Origin of the sequence: Haladaptatus sp. CMAA 1909 (assembly GCF_043952005.1) — an archaeon.
GTDB lineage: Archaea > Halobacteriota > Halobacteria > Halobacteriales > Haladaptataceae > Haladaptatus.
This window is the reverse complement of the sequence record NZ_JBIOAV010000003.1, coordinates 38258-60931: the sequence shown is the minus strand read 5'-3', so window position 1 is coordinate 60931 and position 22674 is coordinate 38258. Positions and strand designations below refer to the sequence as shown.

The 22674-nt window shown below is 52.1% G+C and carries 18 protein-coding genes and 2 pseudogenes; 14 read left to right on the top strand and 6 right to left on the bottom strand.

Features of this window, described 5'->3' with window-relative positions; translation table 11 throughout:
* Positions 1 to 196: 196 nt before the first annotated feature.
* Positions 197 to 1015, bottom strand: a complete 819-nt coding sequence (locus tag ACGYLY_RS22300) for a hypothetical protein (RefSeq protein ID WP_395284982.1) — start codon at positions 1013 to 1015, stop codon at positions 197 to 199.
* On the opposite strand from ACGYLY_RS22300, the gene ACGYLY_RS22295 reads away from it, so the two are divergent.
* Positions 1014 to 1274, top strand: coding sequence for a hypothetical protein (locus tag ACGYLY_RS22295; RefSeq protein WP_395284981.1), 261 nt, complete (start codon positions 1014 to 1016; stop codon positions 1272 to 1274). The genes ACGYLY_RS22300 and ACGYLY_RS22295 overlap by 2 nt on opposite strands.
* A gap of 976 nt (positions 1275 to 2250) precedes the next feature.
* On the top strand, positions 2251 to 4365 hold the full coding sequence (locus tag ACGYLY_RS22290; protein ID WP_395284980.1) for a carboxypeptidase-like regulatory domain-containing protein: 2115 nt from the start codon (positions 2251 to 2253) through the stop codon (positions 4363 to 4365).
* Between the two features lie 13 nt (positions 4366 to 4378).
* Here the strand turns inward: ACGYLY_RS22290 and ACGYLY_RS22285 are convergent, their stop codons facing one another.
* Positions 4379 to 5854 (bottom strand): hypothetical protein, encoded by a 1476-nt coding sequence (locus ACGYLY_RS22285; RefSeq protein WP_395284979.1) that lies wholly within the window; start codon positions 5852 to 5854, stop codon positions 4379 to 4381.
* A 352-nt stretch (positions 5855 to 6206) separates the two neighbouring features.
* On the opposite strand from ACGYLY_RS22285, the gene ACGYLY_RS22280 reads away from it, so the two are divergent.
* The 3 genes from ACGYLY_RS22280 (at position 6207) to ACGYLY_RS22270 (ending at position 10940) form a co-directional block, all read left to right on the top strand.
* A complete protein-coding gene (locus ACGYLY_RS22280; protein WP_395284978.1) occupies positions 6207 to 7754 on the top strand; it encodes an oligosaccharide flippase family protein in 1548 nt (515 codons plus the stop codon).
* Positions 7755 to 7883: 129 nt separating this feature from the next.
* Entirely contained in the window at positions 7884 to 9068 is a 1185-nt protein-coding gene (locus ACGYLY_RS22275; RefSeq protein ID WP_395284977.1) for an acyltransferase, read from the top strand.
* A gap of 1056 nt (positions 9069 to 10124) precedes the next feature.
* A complete protein-coding gene (locus tag ACGYLY_RS22270; protein WP_395284976.1) occupies positions 10125 to 10940 on the top strand; it encodes an aldo/keto reductase in 816 nt (271 codons plus the stop codon).
* A gap of 37 nt (positions 10941 to 10977) precedes the next feature.
* On the opposite strand, the gene ACGYLY_RS22265 is transcribed toward ACGYLY_RS22270, so the two are convergent.
* Complete coding sequence (locus tag ACGYLY_RS22265) at positions 10978 to 11184, bottom strand: hypothetical protein (protein ID WP_395284975.1); 207 nt, start codon at positions 11182 to 11184, stop codon at positions 10978 to 10980.
* 184 nt (positions 11185 to 11368) lie between these two features.
* Here ACGYLY_RS22265 and ACGYLY_RS22260 point away from each other — a divergent pair, with 184 nt between their 5' ends.
* From ACGYLY_RS22260 to ACGYLY_RS22235, 6 genes and pseudogenes are all read left to right on the top strand, one after another.
* Positions 11369 to 12280 carry a M48 family metallopeptidase gene (locus tag ACGYLY_RS22260; RefSeq protein WP_395284974.1) on the top strand — a complete coding sequence of 304 codons (912 nt, stop codon included), beginning with the start codon at positions 11369 to 11371 and terminating at the stop codon, positions 12278 to 12280.
* Positions 12281 to 12707: 427 nt separating this feature from the next.
* Complete coding sequence (locus tag ACGYLY_RS22255) at positions 12708 to 13811, top strand: glutamate-cysteine ligase family protein (RefSeq protein ID WP_395284973.1); 1104 nt, start codon at positions 12708 to 12710, stop codon at positions 13809 to 13811.
* 101 nt (positions 13812 to 13912) lie between these two features.
* Positions 13913 to 14458: pseudogene (locus tag ACGYLY_RS22250) on the top strand (alcohol dehydrogenase catalytic domain-containing protein); the annotation flags it as partial.
* Positions 14459 to 14579: 121 nt separating this feature from the next.
* Positions 14580 to 14723, top strand: coding sequence for a hypothetical protein (locus tag ACGYLY_RS22245; protein ID WP_395291284.1), 144 nt, complete (start codon positions 14580 to 14582; stop codon positions 14721 to 14723).
* Positions 14724 to 14725: 2 nt separating this feature from the next.
* Positions 14726 to 16006 carry an RNA-guided endonuclease InsQ/TnpB family protein gene (locus tag ACGYLY_RS22240; protein WP_395284972.1) on the top strand — a complete coding sequence of 427 codons (1281 nt, stop codon included), beginning with the start codon at positions 14726 to 14728 and terminating at the stop codon, positions 16004 to 16006.
* Between the two features lies 1 nt (position 16007).
* Positions 16008 to 16493, top strand: a pseudogene (locus ACGYLY_RS22235) (zinc-binding alcohol dehydrogenase family protein); the annotation flags it as partial.
* Between the two features lie 552 nt (positions 16494 to 17045).
* Here ACGYLY_RS22235 and ACGYLY_RS22230 read toward each other — a convergent pair.
* Positions 17046 to 17375, bottom strand: coding sequence for a hypothetical protein (locus ACGYLY_RS22230; protein WP_395284971.1), 330 nt, complete (start codon positions 17373 to 17375; stop codon positions 17046 to 17048).
* A gap of 224 nt (positions 17376 to 17599) precedes the next feature.
* Positions 17600 to 18157 carry a MaoC family dehydratase gene (locus ACGYLY_RS22225; protein ID WP_395284970.1) on the bottom strand — a complete coding sequence of 186 codons (558 nt, stop codon included), beginning with the start codon at positions 18155 to 18157 and terminating at the stop codon, positions 17600 to 17602.
* Between the two features lie 166 nt (positions 18158 to 18323).
* Here ACGYLY_RS22225 and ACGYLY_RS22220 point away from each other — a divergent pair, with 166 nt between their 5' ends.
* Entirely contained in the window at positions 18324 to 18740 is a 417-nt protein-coding gene (locus ACGYLY_RS22220; RefSeq protein ID WP_395284969.1) for a VOC family protein, read from the top strand.
* A gap of 290 nt (positions 18741 to 19030) precedes the next feature.
* Complete coding sequence (locus ACGYLY_RS22215) at positions 19031 to 20029, top strand: agmatinase family protein (protein WP_395284968.1); 999 nt, start codon at positions 19031 to 19033, stop codon at positions 20027 to 20029.
* Between the two features lie 3 nt (positions 20030 to 20032).
* Here the strand turns inward: ACGYLY_RS22215 and ACGYLY_RS22210 are convergent, their stop codons facing one another.
* Complete coding sequence (locus ACGYLY_RS22210) at positions 20033 to 21079, bottom strand: NrpR regulatory domain-containing protein (protein ID WP_395284967.1); 1047 nt, start codon at positions 21077 to 21079, stop codon at positions 20033 to 20035.
* A 100-nt stretch (positions 21080 to 21179) separates the two neighbouring features.
* Between ACGYLY_RS22210 and ACGYLY_RS22205 the strand changes: the two genes are divergently transcribed.
* A complete protein-coding gene (locus ACGYLY_RS22205; protein WP_395284966.1) occupies positions 21180 to 22613 on the top strand; it encodes a sodium:solute symporter in 1434 nt (477 codons plus the stop codon).
* Positions 22614 to 22674 lie beyond the last annotated feature (61 nt).

Below are 22674 nucleotides of genomic sequence, written 5' to 3'. Positions count from 1 at the left end.
CCGATGGCACGGCCCGTGTGATTCGAGTAAGACGACCACCGAGGGGTCGGAGAAACCACACTCTCACGGAAATTCCAAAGAAGTGCGCACACACCAGAGTACGCTCCCGGTATCGCGGAAAGTTGCTTACGTTGGGTTGGTACACGGTCCAGACCCCAAGCGTGAGGATTCCTGCGCCTTTAGGCGCAGGGGGATGTCAAGGTTCATTATACAACCACTTGGTCGTCTCATCAACGTTCTTCTTCAGTTCGTGGTAGCTGATCTCTCCCCGGTTGTACTGCTCAACCCATTTCCGCTCAATATGGTAGTAAGCCAACGGCTCATTGTATCCTTCTTGGATGGTGGCATGAAGAGTGTTTGTCTGCCAGCCATCTTCTACTCCCGCAGCAAATGCTTTGATGATAACATCCATCTCTTCGTGTTGAGCATTTGCATTGTCTAAATACTGCGTGGCATAGATCACATTTGGGTCCCCACTATGATGAGTGTAGTGAATCACAGTGATACCACTCGATTCGATTTCTGCGAGGAACTTCTCTCGATAGCTATGTTCGCCCTTCACAGAAGTTGATTTTGATGTTAATGTGGGCTCAGTTGTCGGGTCTGGAGTTGGGGTTTTAGGGGTTGGCTTGCCAAATTTAGAGGCTTTAACCGACGCTTCTGTGCTGTCTTCCGTGGTCGTACTGTCTTCAGCTACTGTCGTATTCGTCACCTGTGGCTCATTAGTCGTCGTTGTTTGCTGGGATTCGTCGGCAGGTATAGTAGACGGTGATACATTATTCGTCGTTGCAGTTGGATCGGCAGTTGTTGAGGTCTGCTTTGAGCTTTTTGTCGTGGTAGTACGTGTTTCTGTAGTAGTCGTGCCATTAGTAGAGTAAGAGTCGTCACTCACTGAATTATTATCCGAATTCTCACTCGATGTATCACCGTCGTCTGTTGAGTCTTCGCTTGGCTTTTGGGTTGTCGCCGAGGATGAATCGTCGGCAGATGTCTCCTTCCCTGCCTTGTCAGCCATGGTGGTTGAATCGCTTTTCGACGAGTCGGAAGTGTGCCTGCTTTCGGATGTATTTGCAGTCGACGGCACGGTAGTTGCGTCCGTTTCCCTTATTGTCCCCCCACTATTGGTTGTGGTTGCTGTATTGTCGGATGTAATCTCTGGTGTTGTTTCACTAGTATGTGTTCTCGTAGTTATTGTATCGTTCTCGATAGTACCGAATGATGAACACCCGGCTCCAAGAGCCATTATAATAACTGCAATAATTGTGATCTTCTGATTTACTCTCATATTTCACGATTTCGTTTTATATGAATAAGTATATTCAGGTTGGTTATTAAGTGTTTTTGGATAACAAATTCTCACTCTGCTGGGTGGGTCTTGAGTATGATTTGAATAGAACGACGGCCAGTACATCAACGGCTTGAGGAGCGTCATCAACCCGGTGAGGTAGAATGTGCGAAATTATGCTTCTCGGTGGGGATTTGGTGGCTCAGAAAAAGTGAATAAATTCCTCGGTTCACCTGAAATACAGGGAGTGGAGGCCCCATCCTCAACGCGCTTCGCGCGTAGGGTGGGAAGGAAACTCCCGTCTTTGTTCCATTCCACCCGTATCGGATGAGTTAGGCTTTCCCGCGGTGTTTTGTACGATACTCCTCAGTGGCCAAAACGGACGCTTAGGAGGGGCCGCTGTAGATCGGCCCTGAACAGCGGAACTGACGACCGTGAAAGGTGGCACAGAACAGTCCCACGGATTGAACGCGAGGAACACGCTGAATTAAATCGATGTGAGGCGGCTTCGGACGAAGACCACGGGACAGAAAATCACGCAGGAATCCCCTCCGTGTGCCTGTCCTGCCGCCATGTAGTCGAGCCGCGTCCCGCACGGGAGTCGGGGGCTGGAACCCAATGACGGGCCAAAGCCCCGCCCTCAAGGAGCGACCGAGCGCACCGCGTGAGGGAGTGAGTAGGGCGGAGTAGTTTACGAATTTCGTTGAAAGACGTAGTGGCAGACAGGACACTTTCGTTCAAGATCTTCGATCACGCAACTACTTGTCTTTCCGGTCCACCGACAGTCGGGACATTGAGTGAGGCCAGTACCCATTTCATTTCACAAGGAACTCCTGTAACAACTAGTTTGGGAATGTGGAGATTTCCAGAATTAGACAATCGAACGCCCATCGAGGAGGAATCAAACTAGATAATGTCGAATCAAGAAAGAAGTAGTTTTTACGATGGAATGTGAGAAGATAGGTGTGTCTCGGTTCACCGCTTCGCTCGGTCTTCTCGCTCTCCTCCTCGTAGCGACAGTACTGCCCGCACAGGTAGCCGCAATATCGGCAGCTGACAGTACTCAGCTCACATCGACGCCGGATCAAGTTGAAACGGTGCCACTCGCTCGCAACAATTCCTCGGTTCATCACGAAGATCCCGATAATGTCCGGTCTGAGGAAGATCTCTCTGGTCTCGAAAGCTACCTTGCCGGTCAATTGTCCTCACGTCTCGGTGGGAGCTCGGTCCAAATCGAACAAGGGCAGTATCAAAAGGCCCGTTCGGTATTAGGAGATGATTATAATGATCTCCTAAGTAAGTACGTCGAGGTCTCCGGACAGACAGAGGGAACAAAAGACGACCAGACAGCAGAAACGCTCAAAAACACACAAGAGAACCAGAAAAAATACGTCTCGAGAGTTCAGCGCTATCGGACACTTCATGATCGGTATCAGCGGGCGAAACAGAACGGAAACGATAACAAAGCCCGGAATCTCGCTCGAAAGCTCAATAGACTGGCTCGACAGATCAATCAAAAGAGCGATAATCTGACGTCAAATTACGATCAACTCTCAAATCGCACGAATGTCAGTACAGATCAAGAAAAACAACGGATTCAGAACGTCACACAGAATATCTCTACACAGCAAACCGAAGTCCGCGAAACCGAGTTTGTTAAAACAGATTTATCGGTCTCACTCGAATCAGATCAAGTGTCGTTTCTTGAGCCGATTACTATCACTGGCCAGCTGACTGACGAAAACGGAACGGCCATTGAAAACAAATCGATTTACCTTCTGATGGGTGGGAATCGTACGAAACGAACTGATTACAGGACCGATGAGGATGGTGAGTTCACACTGACTGGTCGACCAGCAGTCACAGCACTCGGGAGCCAATCGTTCCGTGTCGAGTATCGACCACGAAACGACACTATCTATCTGGGTTCGAACGAAACGGTTCAGGCGACAGTCTCACAGGTCGAAGGAAACATTTCGATCTCGTCACACACACAACGGTTGAGATACAATGACACGATGTCAGTGTCGGGACGCGTCCAAGCAGAGGACATCGTTGCAGTTGATGTTCCGGTTGCTATCTATGCAGGCAACGTTCGACTCGGAACGACTCGAACCGCACAGAATGGAACGTTCTCATTCACACGTTCTCTACCCGCTAATGTGCCTTCGGATGTCAGTAAGATTCGAGTAGTATTCCCGTTCCGCAACCGCTCACTTACCGCTGCAAACACAACGGCACCAGTAACCATCGACCCATCACAGACGACACTCACGCTTTCAGGGTCGGAAGGAAAACCACGAAATGTTGACTTTTCTGGGCAGCTCAAGACGAAATCTGGAGAATCAATAGCCGGTCAACAGGTACAGATCTTCACTAATGGAACACAGGTGGCATCCACACGGACAAACAAAAACGGGTCCTATCGAGTCTCCACAGTGCTTCCAGCAGCACTCCTTTCCTCGACCGGCAATACCACGTTTGTCGCACGTTTCAATGGGCGAGGAAAGAACGTCGAATCAGCACGCGCTTCGACAACGCTTCTGAGTTCAGTCGCTGAAAATGATTCGCTGCTACCGATACCCCGTCGTTGGTTAGGGTTAGGAATTGCCGGTGTTGGCGTGTTTGTCGCCCTTGGTGGTTACTTCTTCGTGCGCTCGAATGACGATGAAAGTGAGGAGATGGCAGAGAGCAATGAGAGTACGCCAGAACCAGATAGTGCTCCCACTCCCGAAGAGCCCGAATCTGATTCGTCACCATCTGCGATGGCATTCCTTGATCGTGCCCGCTCGGCACGTGACGAAGGAGAGTTTGAACGGGCTGTCGAAATGGGATATGCAGCGACTCGAGACCGCTTTGCAAACCTAGTTCCGACGACTTCCTTGACTCACTGGGAATTCTATAATGCTTGCCAGGAAGCAGATGTTGGTGATGAAACGCTCTCTACTATCGGTGAGGTGACCGAACGGTACGAACGGGCGGCATTCGCCACAAATCGCGTGAGTCGTGAAACAGCGACCGCCGTCATCGAAGCTGTAAGTTCGTTAGTCGATGATGACAGTGACAGTGTGACCGAATGAATTACTGCCTCGCCTAGATAAAATCGTCCAGCTTAGCGTTAATCGTGGTCAGTGCTTGTTTCACCTGCGGTGGCGCGACCTGACCGATTTTCGCTTTGTACGGGTTTTTACTCGGGTTATAGGTGTACTTCAGTAGTTCGGGCCACTTCGTCTCGATAACGCTGTTTATCAAGTCGTACTCCGGTGGTGAAACTCGCGATCGTTCGACATGCAACCCTGTCAATAGTAGATCATAGTTCACAAGAGGGGACACACCTCTGAGTGCAAAGTCCGTTTCCCGTGGTGCTAATGCTCCCCATCGGCCCATTCGTTGTTCCCAATACAGTAGATTCGCGGGCGACAAGTTGTACTCTTTTGCGTACTCAACTGCACCAGGTAACCATTCTTTGATTTCGTTTCTGACAAACTCACTATCGGGATATTGGAGTTCGTTACAGAAGTGATCCACCAGATTTTCTCCGTTTTCGGGCATCACGTAGTTCATTTTGTATACCGGCCCGTTTCCGCTCACATAGATATGTTTGTTCATGTCGAAATTGTTGTGGAAAAACTGAACGTGTTTTGTTTTGGGCAGGTACCGAGTCCAACAGAGGTAATCATTAAACGCTGCTCGAAACCCATCATCGAGCGACCGTGGATGATAAATCGAATAGTCGAAATCCTGTTCTTTGGCTATCCGCTTCGGTATCTTTACGTCGGGATGTTCACCCGTTCCCCAATCGGAGAACGTATACCAGGTAATGTCTCGGACGATGTCCCGAGAACAAGCAAGAAGCATTCGCGTGTCTCGCCCAGCTGTAATCGGCGCGAGGAGGTGATAGTTGTCGTTGAACGACTTCATTGCTCCTGAAATATGGTCTGCGATGTACTCGGCTGGTGGTCGTTGGATATCCGGTATGAAGAGTGGGCGCCGTGAAACTTCCATTTCGGTAGTGTCGAGTACATGATTGGGAAGGACACAGCGGAAGTTTTCAAAGACTGTTTTATCCCCGACGAAAGCGCTTTCATTACCCTTGAACTGCGACGTATTCATGAACGACGTGACCGCTGAATTCTCTGTCAGTCCAATATCGATTGAATCGGCCAGCAGTTTTAGCGAGGAGGTGATCAGGCAAGAGTCGGTGTGGTAGTACAGGGATTTATTCGCGATCGCATCTGGGATGACAGTCGTGGAATCTTCTGTTGAGTGAATAATCACAAAGCGTCCAGTGAGTTCCTGTGAACGACGGAATACCCCTGTCAGCTGCTCACTCACCGTTTCCATCAACCATTTCTGAATTGTTGGCCCGTTCGGAACAACCACGTCTCCGATAATCGCGAGATCGGTTTCACCGTCCGAGACGTGCTGAAAGGGGAGAATTTCAGAGTAGTAAATGTCCAAATCGTCCGAAATCGCTTCGTATGAATAACTAGTAGGGAGAGTCGGCTGGAACTGAGGGCTGCACAGTAAAAATTGGTTTTGATGTCTCATATCCTTGTCCATACTCATGATGTCTATAATCTCACAACTGATGGTTAAAGCTAACGGCTTACTAGAGGTATGAGAGTGACAATTCAATTGCCGTCTGGTGATATGCTGTTGTTTTGGGAAACAACTTGTGTGTCATTGACTCACGTACTATATCGGACATTTTTTGAACTTTTATTTGTAAATTCTTGGATTTCTTGAGTCTGGAGACTTCCGATATTCTTGGTCTGGTCGTCGATGGTTGGTGAGAGGGAAAGAGAACATGATGGATAAATCAACGGCTCTGTGACTGGTGTGGGACACACAAGCATGCACACAACGGCGAAAGCGGAAGAGATAATCGGCTCTGATAAGATACACACAACCTGAACTAATGGCAGATCAATCTTCAGAGTCGTCTTCTTCACTAAAGTCCGTCTCCCGCGGTGCTTCCTTTTTCATGGCTGGCAAAGGGCTCGATAACGCCCTTCGATTCGTTCTCAACTGGGTTCTCGTACAGGGGCTCGGTGGCGTTCTGTTCAGTGTTTATACTCTCGGATTAGTTGCTCTGACCTTCGCACAGGTATTCACCAATCTCGGGACGAACCAGGCCATCATGAAGTTCATCCCAATGTATGACGATAACCCGCTGAAACGTCGACGGATGCTTGGGCTCTCGTATCTTACGTCGTTGACCGCGGGTATCATCTTCGGGGCCGTTCTGTGGTTTGCCGCGCCGTTCATTAATGGATATGTCGACCCTGCATATCAGCCGTACTTTACCAACGTTCTGCGTGTGTTTGCCCTGCTACTGCCAGTCGATACGCTCATTAGCTGTTTTGGAAGTTTGTTCAAAAGCCTGGAAATGCCCGAATATCAGGTTTTCGTACGGAATATTCTGACACCACTCTTTCGTGTTATCGGGATCAGCATCGCGATTCTTCTTGGATTCGCGCTCGTTGGGACAGTTGCCGCCACGGTTGTCGCTTCACTTCTCGTCTTCTGTATTGCCGTCTATCTGGTTATCTCGAAAACTGACCTGAAACCCAAGCTCGGGGGCTCTCGTTCCGATATCGTTGAGTTCTATGACTTTTCGTTACCCCTTACGCTAAATCACGCTGGACAAGTCCTCGCGAGCAAAGTCGACTTACTGATGGTCGGATTTCTGGCAAGCGCCTACATCACTACCAAGGATGCCGTTGGCATCTATAAAATCGCATCTGTCCTTGCTGGCGTGCTTCTCCTTCCTTTGAGTGGATTCAGCCAACTCTTCCCCCCTATTGCCTCTCGCCTCTACAATAATAACAAGATGGGGGACCTGGAGGCCTTGTATCGTCGTATTACCCGTTGGACGTTTACGCTAGGGCTCTTTCCAGCGGTCGGCGCTGCTGTGTATGCACACGAACTTTTAGTTCTGTTCAGTGATTCGTTCGCCCGACAAGGAGAGGCCGTCCTGTTGTTGTTTATTGTCGCACAACTCGCTAATGCAAGCGTTGGCCCCTCTGGATATGTATTACTGATGACCGATCATCATTATCTCACGCTCGTCAATCAGTGGGTCCTCGGAATTTGTAACGTCATTCTCAACTATCTGTTCATCCAGCAATTCGGTCTCATCGGGGCTGCACTTGCGTCCGCAACAGTCATTACGTTCATCAATGTCGTTCGGGTGGTTCAGGTCTGGTATACTGTTCGACTAATTCCCTACTCAAAGCGGTATATCAAGCCGGTATTGAGTGGTGGTGTCTCAGCGCTTGCAATGCTTGGTACAAAGTCCTTCCTCGCGGGTTACATGGTGGGAATCGGATCACCAAAAATTGCCGCCCTCATTCAAGGCGCGGTTGGCGGCGTCATTGGTCTCGTCGCGTTCGCAGGTGTCCTTTACCTCCTCGGCATCGAACAAGAAGACCAGGATTTCTTCTCGGAAAATCTCCCGACGTAGGCTGTGACACATCGGTGTGGGCCTCTGATCAGTCATCCATAACATGTGAAAACAAGTCACATTCGGCTTCCATAATCAGAGGCGTTTTAATTAGTCGCGAGGGATTCTCCACTAGACCTTTGATATACGATGAGTGATCGAATTCATAGCATTGATACGCTGCGAGCCGTCGCTATATTTTTTATCGTTATTGCACACGTTCAACCGTTTCGAGGCTTCGGAACGTACGGAAATCACGTCTACTTCGCGTTAGACACTATCGGTCAATTTGACGTTCCATTCTTTTTCCTGACGTCCGGGTACTTTTTTGGAGAGACGGTGAATCTCGATACCGTCAAATCTAGCGTGAGTAACTCTGTCAAGAAACTCGGCTCGATCTATCTGTTCGGGCGAATAATCTCTCTAACAGCAGTGGTCGGTCTCGCGTTATTCCGGGGCGTTCCAGTAGCGAACGCTCTTATTGCTCGCGGCATCGGTGATATCTCCGGAATTGATTTACTATACTATGGAACCGCACTTGCTGTTCCATTATGGTTCCTGACAGCGCTGATTTTCTCACTCATCTTCCTCGGTTGTTTCGTCAAGTTCCGAAAAACCCGCTATCTGTTGCCCATTGCTATCCTCATTCACCTCGTCGGCCTCATCGGAACGAATTATCAGATGATTGTAGACATACCGTTTCGAACACGGGACGCCCTCTTCTTCGGATTCTTCTACGTCGCTCTCGGATATCATGTTAGCTCGATTGACTGGACACCGAACGAGAACCGCAGTCACATCTATCTCGGAGCTGTCTGCCTCCTTGGAGGCGTCCAACTTCTCGAACAGTATGCAATCGGCTACGTTATTCGTGGTAACGTTCTTCGCCAAGAGATATTCTTGACCGAATACACGATTTCAACGATATTTTTCGTTCTCGCTCTTTTCACATATGTACTCTCAAACCCACAGTGGGGGAAGAATACGATTCTCCCAAAAGTGGGACAACACGCCCTTGGGATCTATCTGCTTCACGTCCCCTTGATTCGTCTCCTCCGGACGATGAACAGGGTTTGGCGTCCGGCGATTGGGATTGACCTTACCTCGACGCTTCTCTGGCAACTGGCGATCGTGCCGCTGGTATACGTCCTTTCGCTGTCGCTCTATCTCCTTTTGGCCAAGATGCACGTCATAGAACTGGGCGGAAGCCACACTCCGTGGCTGTCTCGTATCGTATCACGCGTCCGGATTGCCGTGAATAATAGAAAAGAAGCGCCCGCTCCCGGAAGATCTCTCGACGAAACCACAGTACAACTGCGAACGGAAAACGACTGATTTCAATTATCGGTCGTGAAGTGAGTCAGTCAATGGACGGGAACCGATGTTACGACCGAGAGTTTTTGGCTGTCACGGCGCACGGTACCCACCTCGGGGACTCTCGTTTCCAGCGAGATGACTCCGTTTCTGTCATCGCTTCGAGGGAGAGTGGTAGCTTTGACATCCTCCCCGCCCTAAAGGGCGAGGATTCCCCGGGGAGTTCAAGGTTGCACGTTTCCTCGGGAACGAAGTACGCTTTCGCGCCTTCCCTCAACGGTTGCCACCCAATTATGACCGAGGGTGAGCGTTGCAGTGCGTAGAGCCGTGTCAAAACGGCCTTCCCACCCATCTTCAATGGGCGTTTCACCGGGATGGAATATCGTTCGTCCCTCCACGGCAGGGTATTCAGCCTGTTAGGTACCACCATCAGCGTCAGACGACCCGTAGGCCCGGACGTGGTGGAGTGGGCGTCGGATTTGTTACCACGCAACGAGTCGATGCAAAGCATCGGTACGGTCAAAGACCGTGTTCGTCAACGAGGGAACTCCGGTAGGAAATATACGGCGGGAAGACGCTTAAACTGTACGGCGCGTATCCCCGCCCTGAAGGGCGAGGCTTTGCGCCTGATTCAACGTAATCGAATCGGTTTTGAGAATGTGGTCAGAATTTATTTTTTTGGTACAACCATTGTTTTCGTTGGCTCGAGGAAACTCGGCCATAACGCCTGTCGAAGTAGTGTCAGAGGCACACACGCTCCCTCGACAGGGTCGTGAACTGCGAACTCAGTTCACCATCAGCTACCCGAACACCACGCTGCTATCGCATCGGCTCTGATTCCGACTGGGACGTGGGTATGGACTCGCTGCCATGCTCGCGGATTACTTCTCCCCGGTCGGGATTTTTAATAGGTTCGTGAGTTTTGTTCCTGTTCGTGATTGATGCGGTTTCAGATCCTTGTTGAGTTGGAAATGGAACCAGCTCTGCGGTGACGCGGTAGGTCACGAAGATTGTTGACGAGCTGCCATATCTGCAAGACTCTTTTTGTGAGTACTAGCCGTAGATTGTCCTGGTCGTATGTATTTCACCACACAAAGCGGCACGACGGTTCCCGTCCTTCAGTTTGGGACCGCGCGTATGGACACCGATGACGAACGTCGGAAAGTGATTTCTACCGCACTCGACGCCGGCTATCGGCATCTCGATACCGCCCAAATGTACGGCAGCGAGTCTGCCGTCGGAGATGCGGTCCGCGATGCTGATCTCGATCGTGAGGAGGTGTTCATCACGACGAAACTGTCCGGTGACAATCGAACGCACGATGAGGTTATCGACTCAACACGTGATAGTCTCGGTCGACTCGAAACCGACTACATCGATCTACTTCTAATTCACTTCCCGAATGAAGACGTTTCACATCGGGAAACGCTCGAAGCAATGAACGAACTCGTTGCCGAAGGAGCGGTCAAACATATTGGCGTCTCGAACTTCTCGATCGCCCAGACTCGAGATGCGATAGACTATTCGGATGCACCGATTCGCACCAATCAAGTCGAATATAACATCAACGAACGAAAAGACGACCTCCTCTCGTTTTGCATTGACGAAAATATCGTACTCACTGCCTACAGCCCCATTGGAGGTGGTGACGTACTCGATAACGAAACGCTCGGTGAAATCGCGGAGAGGTACAATAAAACAGCAGCACAAATCGCTATTCGATGGTTGCTTCAACAACCCATGGTTTCACCCATCTCGATGTCGTCGAAACCGGACCGTATTAGACGGAATTTCGACGTATTCGACTTCGAGCTTTCCGGTGGGGAGATGAAAGCACTGTTCGAAAACAACAAGACCCCCGATACGTCTCTTCTCTCTAAACTTGACTTGTAACCTCGTACTCCCGATTTGAGGCCTAAAAAATCGGAGACTAGCGATTACCGGTCGCTACGAGAACGATGCCGAAAATCACTCCGATGGCGATGAAGATAGCACCGCTCATTCCGTATAACTCGACAGTGCTGTACTGGAACTGCTCACCATACTTTGCAATCGCTGCAGACAACAGAAGGGTGAGTCCCGAGCCGGTGAGAACGGTTGCGAGATCGAAACCGATTGGATTACCAAAATCAGGCACAGATTCAATTACCAACCGAGATGGATACGACTATCGCTTGCAGATTCAAGCCCATTCTCCGTCGAATCAGGGATAGTGATACGTTGGAACGCTTTCCGATACGTACACGTAGGTGCAGTTCGGTAATCGGTCGCCACTCCGATGATCGATTTCGTTATTATTCATCCGAAAAGTGTGGGATTGTATGACGGTTTCGTTGATCGTTCGGGCGTGGGGGATCACACTCGGGTTGTTGGTCGCTACGCTCCTCGCGGTTACAGCAGTCATTCGAACGGGTGCTCCGCTTCCCGTCGTTGGTCTCGGTCTTTTCGTGTTCGGTATCATCGCGTATCTATCGTATCGCTCTGGCGGTCGCTACGAGTTCGAACACGAACACGCCAGACCGTTCGATTCCACTGAGTCACCAGTCATACAGCGGGCAGTCCTCGAAGTCTGTGAACGTGCTGAACGTCCCCTTCCACGAATCGTCCTCATGGAGATGGATGCCACAAGTGCCGTCGTCGGCTACGACGACGGAAAACCCGTCGTCGCTTTCGACCCGCTCCTCCCGCGAGTCGTCGGGCAAGCAGGCGTGGCTGCGTTGTTCGCACACGAACTGGGTCATCTGGGAACGGATATTCACACGGATGCGATTCGTGCATACATTCCCCAAATACTCGGTTTCAGTGCGTTTTGGCTCGTCTTTCTTGCAGAACGTGGCCCCTTTGTGGCCGCCATCGGCTCACTGTTGTTCAGCGCACTCGCGTTCATCGAAGAGAGACCAATCCGCATCGTTCGCTATGCACTTGGATTGGGCGTTGAACCGCTCGCACTTTCGTTGAGTCGCTATGCCAATCGAATGGAGGAGTACCGTGCGGACGCATACGCCGCCCACGTCGTGGATCCGGAAACGCTCGCTGAGGCACTGTATCGAGTTGCTGCTATCGCAACCGGCGATAATATCGAGGATGTCGCTGGTCCGATTCCGTGGAACACTGACCGTTCGGTTCTCTTTTCCCTGTTTGCCACCCATCCATCGATCGAAAACCGCGTCGCTCGACTCGGCTGTGATATCCCTGTCTGGGCCAGTCCATATCGACCGCGTCGCGTCACGTGACTTTTCACTATTTCTGTAAGTGTATCGGCGCTTACCGAGTGAACCACTACCTGTCCGAGTCGGGTTTGCCTCTATACTCTCCGAAAATAGTGCCTCAATAGTTCGATTTGTTCCTTTGAAAGTGGATATTCGTACACTATCAATCTATATGTGAAAACAGGCATCGCCAAAATAGAGATACATCAGTCATATGTTCAAAAGACTTTATAGCCATTGGTGTATTTGAATATTCACTAGCATGTGATTGGTACACATACACAATCAAAATAACACCTGAATGCCTGAGCCAACAACACGGAATCTCACCGACCGAACTCCGTGACTGGGGGGATGGGATCGGGACGGCTGAAACTGGATCAGCTATCACGGAATATCGCCCTATCAGGTCAGTAGCAGTGCGATACAACCGAAGTAGTAGTCAATAGACGTGTCTACATCCAAATCCACACCGATACGACGTAGCATCGAGGTCGAATACTGGGTTGTCGACCGCGAGGGATATCTCGTCGACTCTAGCCCTCTCGCAGTGGCATCAGACGGCGCCGAGTGCGAGTTTGTCGAACCATTATTGGAAATCAAGACCTCGCCATGTGAGACGACAGCTGAACTCCGCCGAGAACTATTCAATCGAATCCACGATACCCTTCAACAAGCTAACGAAATGGGGAGAGGGCTCGTCCCATTGGCGACACCGATTTCCCACGAAGAGATCCGGGAGTTTCCGAGCGAACGAACCCGAATTCAAAACCTGGTCATCGGTGAGGATTTCGAGTATGTACGACACTGTGCAGGAACTCACATCCACGTCGAACAGCTACCTGGACGCGAGGTCGACCAATTTAATACGCTAATAGCGCTCGACCCTGCCCTTGCATTGGTCAACTCCTCACGGTGGTTCCACGGACGGTTTTTAGCTCTGGGAGCACGGTCGAAGCTGTATCGTCGAATGGCCTACGACGAACTCGCTCACCAAGGGCGGCTATGGCGATACATCGGGACCACTCACGAATGGGATTTGCGTCTCGAACGGCGATACGAGGAGTTCGTGGCCGCGGCGCTGGACGCTGGTGTCAACCGACGGGCGGTCGAGTCCAACTTCGGTCCGGAAAGTGCGATCTGGACTCCCGTTCAGCTACGAGATACATTCACGACTGTCGAGTGGCGGTCGCCCGATACTGCGCTCCCGAGCCAAGTCACGCAACTGGCCGATAGCATCGCACACATCATGGAGCGATTGCGGGATTCCGAGGTGCATATCGAGGGGGATAGCGGTCGTATCACAGATGACGTCATCGTGCTCCCGGAGTTCGATACCGTTCTCCAACACGTTGATGCGGCGATTCGAGACGGAGTATCGTCGAAGCTGTTGCGAACGTATCTCGAACGAATGACGTTCGACGTCGCGGCCTATGACCCCCTATCGGAGCAAGAGGACAGTCGCGATAGAATTTCACCTGCTGCGGCTCGAAAACTTCGCTTGGACCGTGCAGAATCACTCGAACAGGATGTGAAACAGACGGTTGGGTCGTAGCGCCGCACATCGGTTTATCCTGGCACGAATCGGTTGCCATGGTATCGGTCGATGTCGCCGTCTCCTCCACACCTATGAGCACAGGAAACGACCATCAGACCATGCGTGTCGCAGCATTCTCCGATTTGACCGGACCGGATGGTGTCTCGATTATCGAACAATCGACACCGGAACCCGATAGACACGAGGCGGTGGTCGAAGTCGAGGCGTGTTCGATCAATCGGCACGATCTCTGGATTCTCGAGGGGGACTCCGCGATGGTGGACACGAACGATCTGCCGTTCGTGAGTGGTCTCGACCTTGCCGGAACTGTCGAAGAAATTGGTGAGGGAGTTACCTCCGTCGAACCCGGTGACCGCGTGGTACTCTGTCCGAACGAGACGTGCGGAACGTGTCGCTACTGTCGTGAGGGGCCGGAAAATCTGTGCGAGAATTACTCCCTGTACCACGGTGGCCTCGCCGAAACCGCTCGGGTCCAGGCTGACCGCCTCGTTCCGCTTCCTAGCGACGTGGGGATGGTCGAAGCGGCGGCTCTCCCAACGGCCTACATGACGGCCTATCATATGCTTCGCCGAGTGGAAACCGGACCGACCGACCTTGTATTCATTCCCGGTTGCACTGGGGGTGTCGGTGTGGCCGGTGTACAGCGGTATCAGCGAGACTGCCCCGAGGCTTGACCTCGGGGATGAATCGCGTACGCTTATCCGGAATGTCGTTTGGAACACAAAGCATATGTTAGAACAGGTGTTAGCATAGAATGCACAAAAAATGCCAGAACGGAATCTCAGAGTTCACCTCACGGACGAGGATATGGACCGGGCCAAAGCGTATGCGGAAAAGCACGGAGTACGGATGCCCCGTGCCTACGCCGAACTTATCCGCGCCGGTCTCAACGCCGATACAGAGGAGTAGAAATGGATCTCACGCTTCGTTGTCGCGCCTACCCCAACGAGGAAATCGCCAGCGTAGCGTGGGAGCACATCGATGTTCTTCGGCAGATACGGAATCAAGCGGTCCGCGACTACTACCAATCTCCACGCAACGACCGGCCGAGCGATTACGACCAACACGCCAAACTTCCCGAATGGAAACGGCGCTGGCCAACGTTCAAGAAACCGTCCGCACATGCCGCTCAACAAGCCGTCTCGCAGATCCACAAAGATCACGAGACACAAAGGGGACGGCGGAAACGCGGTTACAAGACGGGACGGCTCAAATGGCAGGGTCGCGGCGAGTTCCGATCGGTGTCGTACAACCAACCATCCCGCTACAACGTGGATCACAACACGGGCGACGATGGCTGGATACGACTCCGACTCGAAAAAATCGGCTGGATCGACGTGCGAGCACACCGCGACGTTCCCGAAACCGACGACGTAAAGCGCGTCGTTCTCAAGAAGGAACGCACCGGCGAATGGTTCGTGACCTTCTGCGTCGAGGTCCCCGAATCGGAGAAACCCGACCTGTCCAATCTCTCGGTAGAGAACTGTGTGGGCATCGACCTTGGGATTTTGTCGTACATCCACACAAGCGATGACTGTTCGGTAGACTGTCTCGATCTCACGGACAGCTACGACCGCTACGCGAGAGCGCAACGGTCGCTTTCTCGGAAGGACCATCGTTCTTCGCGGTGGGAGAAACAGCGAGTTCGTGTGGCGAAGGCGAAGCGTCAGATCAAACGGCAGGTACTTGACTTTCAGCACAAACTCTCGACGTGGCTCGTGAAACGCTACGAGTTTATCGCCGTCGAGGACTTGGATGTGAAGCCGATGCTCGAAACCAGTCAGTCGGCGAAGAACAAGCAGGATGCTTCGTGGAGTCAATTCCTTTCGCTCTTAGAGTACAAGGCGAAGCTCTACGGAGTTCACGTCGTGCCAGTGAATCCAAGAAACACGACGAAGGTGTGCAACCAGTGTGGCGTCACGACCGACAAACCGCTATGGGTTCGGGAACACTCGTGTCCGGCGTGTGGCCACGAAGAGGATCGAGACCTCAACGCGGCGAAGAACATCTTGGACAAGGCGTTAGCCGAGGTCGGCGTGCCATTCAGACGGACGGAACATTCTTTTCAAGTCAATATAGGGCCAGGACGGTCCGAATCAACGCCCGTGCAGACTGCGCTCCCTACGTTCACTCGCCATTCGGGGCGCGTGGATGCAAAGCGCGTCGTGGAAGCGGGAAGCCCCGACCCTTGAGGTCGGGGTTCGTTCACAACTCGCAGCACTCCTTGGTGCCCACAGCATCGGGACGTCTTCTTCCCGAACGAAACTCGACCATCTCGAATCGCTCGGTCTTGAGTACGCTATCGAGAGTACCAACCCGAACGAGATTCGGGATGCGGTTTCTGATATCGGTCCGGTCGACGGCATCCTCAATCACCTCGGTGGTGCGTATACCCAACTCGGGTTGGACGTATTGCGGCGCGGTGGTCGGATGGCGGTGTGTGGGCGAACGGCCGGTGGCACGTCCGAGATCGATATCCCCGACTTGTTCCTCGGTCACAAGCGCGTCATCGGGAGTACGATGGGGACACAGTCCGACTTGGAGACGCTGGTCGAACTCGTCGCCGATGGTTCGCTCACGCCGGAGGTCGACGAAACCTACTCACTCGAGGAGACGGACGAGGCGTTCGCGTCGATGCAGAATCGCGAGAGCGTTGGAAAGCTCGTTATTACTCCTTGATTTTTCTCCCACCCGATCGTTTTTTTGCACAGCAGACTTGCGGACTGTGCAGAGACTGACCTCCGACACGCAGGTATCGAATACGGAGCGGCTCAATCAGATATTCGCCCAGTGGCCAGAACGGAACTAAAGCACCAAGAACGGAGAGGAGTCACCGTTCCATCACGTATGTCGTTTTGCCGAGGGAGGTTCTCCACTCATCTCGCCGGCGAATCCCTCGGCCTCCAAGCGTACGCACTCGTCCGTCAGCTATCGTGGAAAATATTATGAGCTAGGGGACCCAAGTAACAATGCTGGTTGGGGAGAGCGTCGTGTTTCTCTGAAAGGTCTCAGAGCCCCCGACCTGTCATGCTACATGTCTTCCATGACGACCGTTGAGCGGCGCGATTCATATCTTCGATGGTGGCTACACCCTCATGGACACCGTTGTGTCCGCAAAGCACGTCGTCGAAACAGGAACCCCCGTCCTCAGCTGGGCTGACAAGCCAAGCAGGGCAGGGTAGTTCACAGAAAATACAGCGCGGATGCCTCGAGGCTTGACCCCGAGGCGATTCACTGGCGTTTGCCTCGTTCAACGGCATCGATCCGACGTATTAGGTCCTCGTGTCGCTGCTGTGGTGTTCCGACGTTGTCCATGCCCCATAGACAGAGTTGGCCATAGGCATACAACAGCGCCATTTCACGGTTGCTCACATCGTCCGTATCGACGTCTTGGTAAATCTCGTGTATTTCACCGGCATGTCGCTCGATTATTCCCGATACGTCCCTTTTCGATTTTGATAACCGTTCAACCTGATTCAGCAATCGGAACGTCTCTTCCGCAGCGTCCTGTTCAGATTCTCGCTCTTCATCATCACGAAGTCTCTCTATGATATCTGTCATATATTCTAGTGAGGACGCTCCTCATCTAACTTTTTGTGGCCCAGATATCCGCGCTACCATCGACTCGACTAAGGAAATGAAACAGCAGATCGCTATATCCGACATGGTGGCTATTGAAATGAGGATCTCTCCGTATCGACTACAATGCCGGTGAATCCGGCTCATAGTTCTTTTTCGAGTGATATCCTCGTCTATCGGTCGTTGGAGACCGCCTATACTCGGATTTACGACACGTTGAGGTCGTCCAACTGCGTTCCAACGCCTTCGGGCCACCCTGGAGGAACTTCCGCACTCGGTTGTGCGAATGCTCGTTTGAGGACCATCGGCGTACGTTTGAGTGAGAGTACCAAATCGTCGTCTTGGTTGAATGCACGAAGTTCCGTCGTGACAATTCCGACGTGTTCGCGTGATTCGCTCTCACGCGTGTTCAGTATTTCACTCTCCGCGAATATGGTATCTCCGTGGAAAACGGGAGCGTGATGGCGAACCTCGTCGTAGCCGAGATTTGCTGTCGCGTTGACCGAGATATCGATGACGCTCATTCCCACTGCAAGGGCGATGACGAACGTTCCGTCGACGAGCCGTTCGCCGAACTCTGTCTTGGTGGCGTATGCGTCATTGAAATGCATCGGGTTGAGGTTCATCGTGACGTTCGTGAACCAAACGTTGTCCGTTTCGGTTACCGTTCGCCCGAACGGGTGCTTATAAACGTCTCCTACGGTGAAGTCCTCGAAATATCGCCCGTGCCAGCCAGCAACGAGGCGTCTATCAGTCTCGCTCATAGTGCACGTCGATAATCTACGAGAGCATATTAAAACGGACTCCTGATCGATGGACGGTTTCTATCCGATTCAGGAGAACTGAGAGCAAGGGGGACGAGTGGTCACTTTCGGACCACTAGGCGAGCGTATTTCTCCCTGAGCGACCTCTACCGAGGTGAGGAAAACAATGATCGAAAAGCTCCGTTTGACGACTCGTATCGTTAGCGACCAAGACGAAGCACTCGAATTCTACACCGAGAAACTCGGGCTCAAGAAAGCAGCAGACCAGATGTTTGGACCCGATGATCAGCGATGGGTTACTGTCGCCGCTGACCAAGACGATACCGCAGAAATCGTCCTCGAACCGCTTGAGTGGTTCGAAGGCGAGGAAGCTGACAGTCGCTCTGCAATGCTCGGGAAGCAACCGGCACTCGCCTTTACTGTGGATGATTGCCAAGAAACGTACGAGACGCTTCGTGAACGCGGTGTTGAATTCACCTCTGAGCCGTCCGAACAACCCTACGGCATCGAAGCTATCGCAACAGACCTCTATGGGAATGGGATAGTCCTCGTCGAACACCCCTCGGATGCCGAAGAGAGGTAATATCGCCGTTTTCAGAGTGGATTACCACCTAATACGGCCTTTTAGAACATTATTTTTTGTCGAGCAGTTTTAACCGATACGTCAACTGATCGTGAGATACGCGTTCGGAGCGTAGTATTCCCTGGTTCTCTGTTCAACTGCTACCGTCGGCGAGAAACCGTTCTTGATGAATCCTGGCGAGAGATCAAACATCTGACCAAAATACGTATAATAGAAGGGTGGCAATACATTGCCATGCATGTGTTGAATGTGCACACACGAGCAATTGACAATCTCAGGGGACGTTATCAATGAAGAATCCTGCAGCAGAGTTTCGGTCAACGCACCCCGGTGCGGATGTAGAAATGGCGTATGCGGGCAGAAACACGTTTTTGAAGGGCGAAACACGCGGCGTAGGTGATCTCGATGATATCGATGTCGGTGTTCTTGGAGTGCCCTATGACGGAGCGCTCACCAACCGACCAGGTGCCCGGTACGGACCCGAAGCGATTCGCCGTTCGAGTGCTTGGTGGGCTTACTTATCGAACTACAAGGGAGGGCTCACGAACATGAACACGGGTGCGCAGGTCGATTACTCCGATTTCCAGGTCGCCGATTGCGGCGATGTTCCGGTCTTTCCGATGGATTACGAACAGACCGCAGAGAGCATCACGTCGCATGTTGCAACAATAGCAGAACACGCCTTCCCGCTGATGTTAGGTGGGGACCACTACTGTACCTATCCAGCCTTCTGTGGCTTTGCCGAGGGTTCGAACGCAGACTCAGTTGGATTGGTTCAAATCGATGCACATACCGATACCTCTGCCGAAAGTACGACATTCGGAAAACACTACCACGGCTCGAGTACTCGACTTATCGCTGAGTCCCAATACAGCGATTTTTCCCATATTAGTCAAGTCGGGATTCGTGGCTATGAAAGCCCGAATTTCTTCGAATTCGCCGATGAGACCGGCCTCAATCTGTTTACGATGCGCGATGTTCATGACCGCGGTATCACCGATGTTGTTGTCGATGCAGTTGAGGCCGCGGCAGCTGACACAGACGCTGTTTACGTCACGTTCGACATCGATGGCGTAGATCCGAGTATCGCACCGGGGACTGGGACTCCAGAACCCGATGGATTGAGTGCACACCAAGCAGTGCGTGTAATGGAAGTGCTGGGGACGCACGATGCCGTTGGCGCTGCTGACGTGATGGAGGTATCACCACGGTATGACCCGACGGAATCGACACAGACACTTGCCGCATTCCTCGCCGTGACACTCCTCGAACGACAATTTGCGGAATAACGATTACCAATCCTTGCGGGCGAGTACGGTTGCAACGGGTCGAAACGTCGACCGCTCTTTCAGTCCGTGGAGTGTCGTCCATGACTCACTATATCCTTCTTCGGCAAGAAGTGAAATCGCAAGTTCACCGATCGCTCCGTACGTTAACGAGGCGAAGTCCCATCCCGGCTGCCCGCAGGGGAAGGGTCCTTTCTCCCGTGGCTTTCGAAGGTCGATGACTCCGCCGAGTTGTCTTCTGGTTGCAGCAGCGAGATCAGACGCTTCTTCGTACCGGATCAAAGGAAACTCCCGGTTGTCCACGATGAACAAGCCAGAATCTTCTCCGTTGAGTAGTGGACGAATCGAGGATCTCTTTGCCTCGATAAGTAGATCAGCGATGTCGACGGTGGACCCTTCCCCACTGACCGCATCCGTGTATCGGAGAACTGCGCCACCGTGGTCGCTCACGATAGTTCCTTCGTGAGCGAACTGTTCGGGTACTGGGTCGGGATGATATTCGACTATCCCAGCGACCTGCAATTGGCTGTTGATACCCCGTGAAAGCAACACTCCATCGAGGGTGATACTGGACGGGAAGAAAAGGCGAACGGTATCATCGCTCTGGTTTTCGTTTGGATTCTCTTCGATGGCGACGAGAACGGGCTCTATTGGTAAGGAATCGACCGCAGTTAGCTCTTCTAAAGCGTCTTCGACCATCGAATACGGGAGATCGATAGCGGACGTGACCAACTCTCCAGTATCCTCGAACGGATCGTACGTAACTTGCCCGGTCAGGACAGCAATACGTTCTCGGACTTGCTCGAGTCGCCCGCTGACGTGTCCATGCCGTAACTCGGATCGACCTTTCTCGGTCAAACGCCGACCTTGACCCGGTATTTTTTCCGTGAACCCATCCGCATCCAGTTCCGAAAGGAGAAGCCGAACGGTTCGTCCCTTGATCGAATAGCCGCGATGTTGGAGTTGATCGACGAGACGGATACTCCCGATCGGCTCGTGCACCTCGATGAGTCGCAATAAATCATACTCCCGGTTATCGAGACGGTCGGCCATACTCTCACAGTGGAGTGCTAGCCGATAAACGTACGCGATACACTATTCCGAACAGACAGGAATGGCAATATATTAGTATTGGAGGTGGCATAGTGATGCCATGGTTGTGTCACCCATTGACACTGGTCTGCTCATTTTATATATGGTGGGCATGATCGGTATTGGATACTGGGGGTATCAAAAATCCGAAACACTGGACGATTATCTCGTTGCCGGCCGGAATATCCCGCTTTGGATGTATGTCCCGGTCATGTCCGCCGTCATCCTCGGTGGTGCAGCCACTGTCGGTGGTGGGAGCCTTGGATACGAAAGCGGGATTTCAGGGGCCTGGTTGGTCATCACACTCGGTATCGGGACGATTGCTCTTGGATTGCTCATTTCGACGAATCTGGCCAACCTCAAGGCGTACTCGCTGGGTGAGGTACTGGAACGTCGATTCGACAAATATTCGGGAACGATTGGTGCTATGATCGCTGGAATTTATGCCCTCACTATCGCGACCACGCAAACCATCGCGGTTGGAAAAGTATTGAGCGTACTCTTTGGCTTCGAGCAGAGTACGATGATTCTGCTCGCAGGGGCGATCATTATAGCCTATACCGCACTCGGTGGCATGCTCACCGTGACGATGACCGATTTCGTCCAGTGGTGTATCATGACCATCGGTATCTTCTTTATCGCACTCCCACTCGGTCTCAACTCCGTGGGTGGTGTTTCGGGGTTGATGTCGGAACTCGAGCCCTCTTACTTCGATGTCACAGCTATCGGGATGAACACGATTGTCGGTTACTTCCTGTTGTATGTCCTCGGCATCATGATTGGACAAGACATCTGGCAGCGCGTCTTCACCGCGAATAATGCCGAGACAGCTCGAAAAGGGAACATTGCTGCGGGTGTGTACGCGATTGTCTATGGGCTCACGACGGCTTTTCTCGGAATGATCGCCCTCGTCGTCTTACCATCCCTTGGTGATTCGGAACTCGCCCTTCCCCGACTTATCCTCGAAATCGTCCCGGTTGGGTTCTCGGGAATCATCCTTGCCGGATTCGTTTCAGCGATGATGTCGACGGCGGACTCTGCTTTGCTCGCTTCGAGTACCCTCTTCACGAGCGACATTTACAAGCGATTTATCGATCCCGATGCATCGGATGCACGGTATTCCAGCGTTTCTCGAGGGCTAATTATCGTCCTCGGCGGTGTCATGACCTATGCGGCGATCGAAATCGGGAGTGTCGTACTCGCTCTAACCATCGCGTACGACTTGCTCACGGGTTGTATCTTCGTGCCGATATTCGGGGCGTTCTTCTGGAAGCGAGCGACATGGCAAGGTGCCCTCTCGTCGATTTGTGTCAGTGCAGCGGTCGTCGTTACAACACTGTCTTTGGAAGGGTTTTCGTCGAATCTACCCATTATCTACGGGCTTGTTAGTAGTCTCCTCGTGTTCGTCCCGGTCAGTCTCGTCTCGGGACCACCGGCACGTGAGAAACTCGAGCGGTGGGTTCGAACGCTGGACTCTCCGGCGTCTCTGGACTGACAATTCGAGATAAGGCATTTGATTTTCACAAGCCGTTATGAAACGATGGTTGCAACTGACG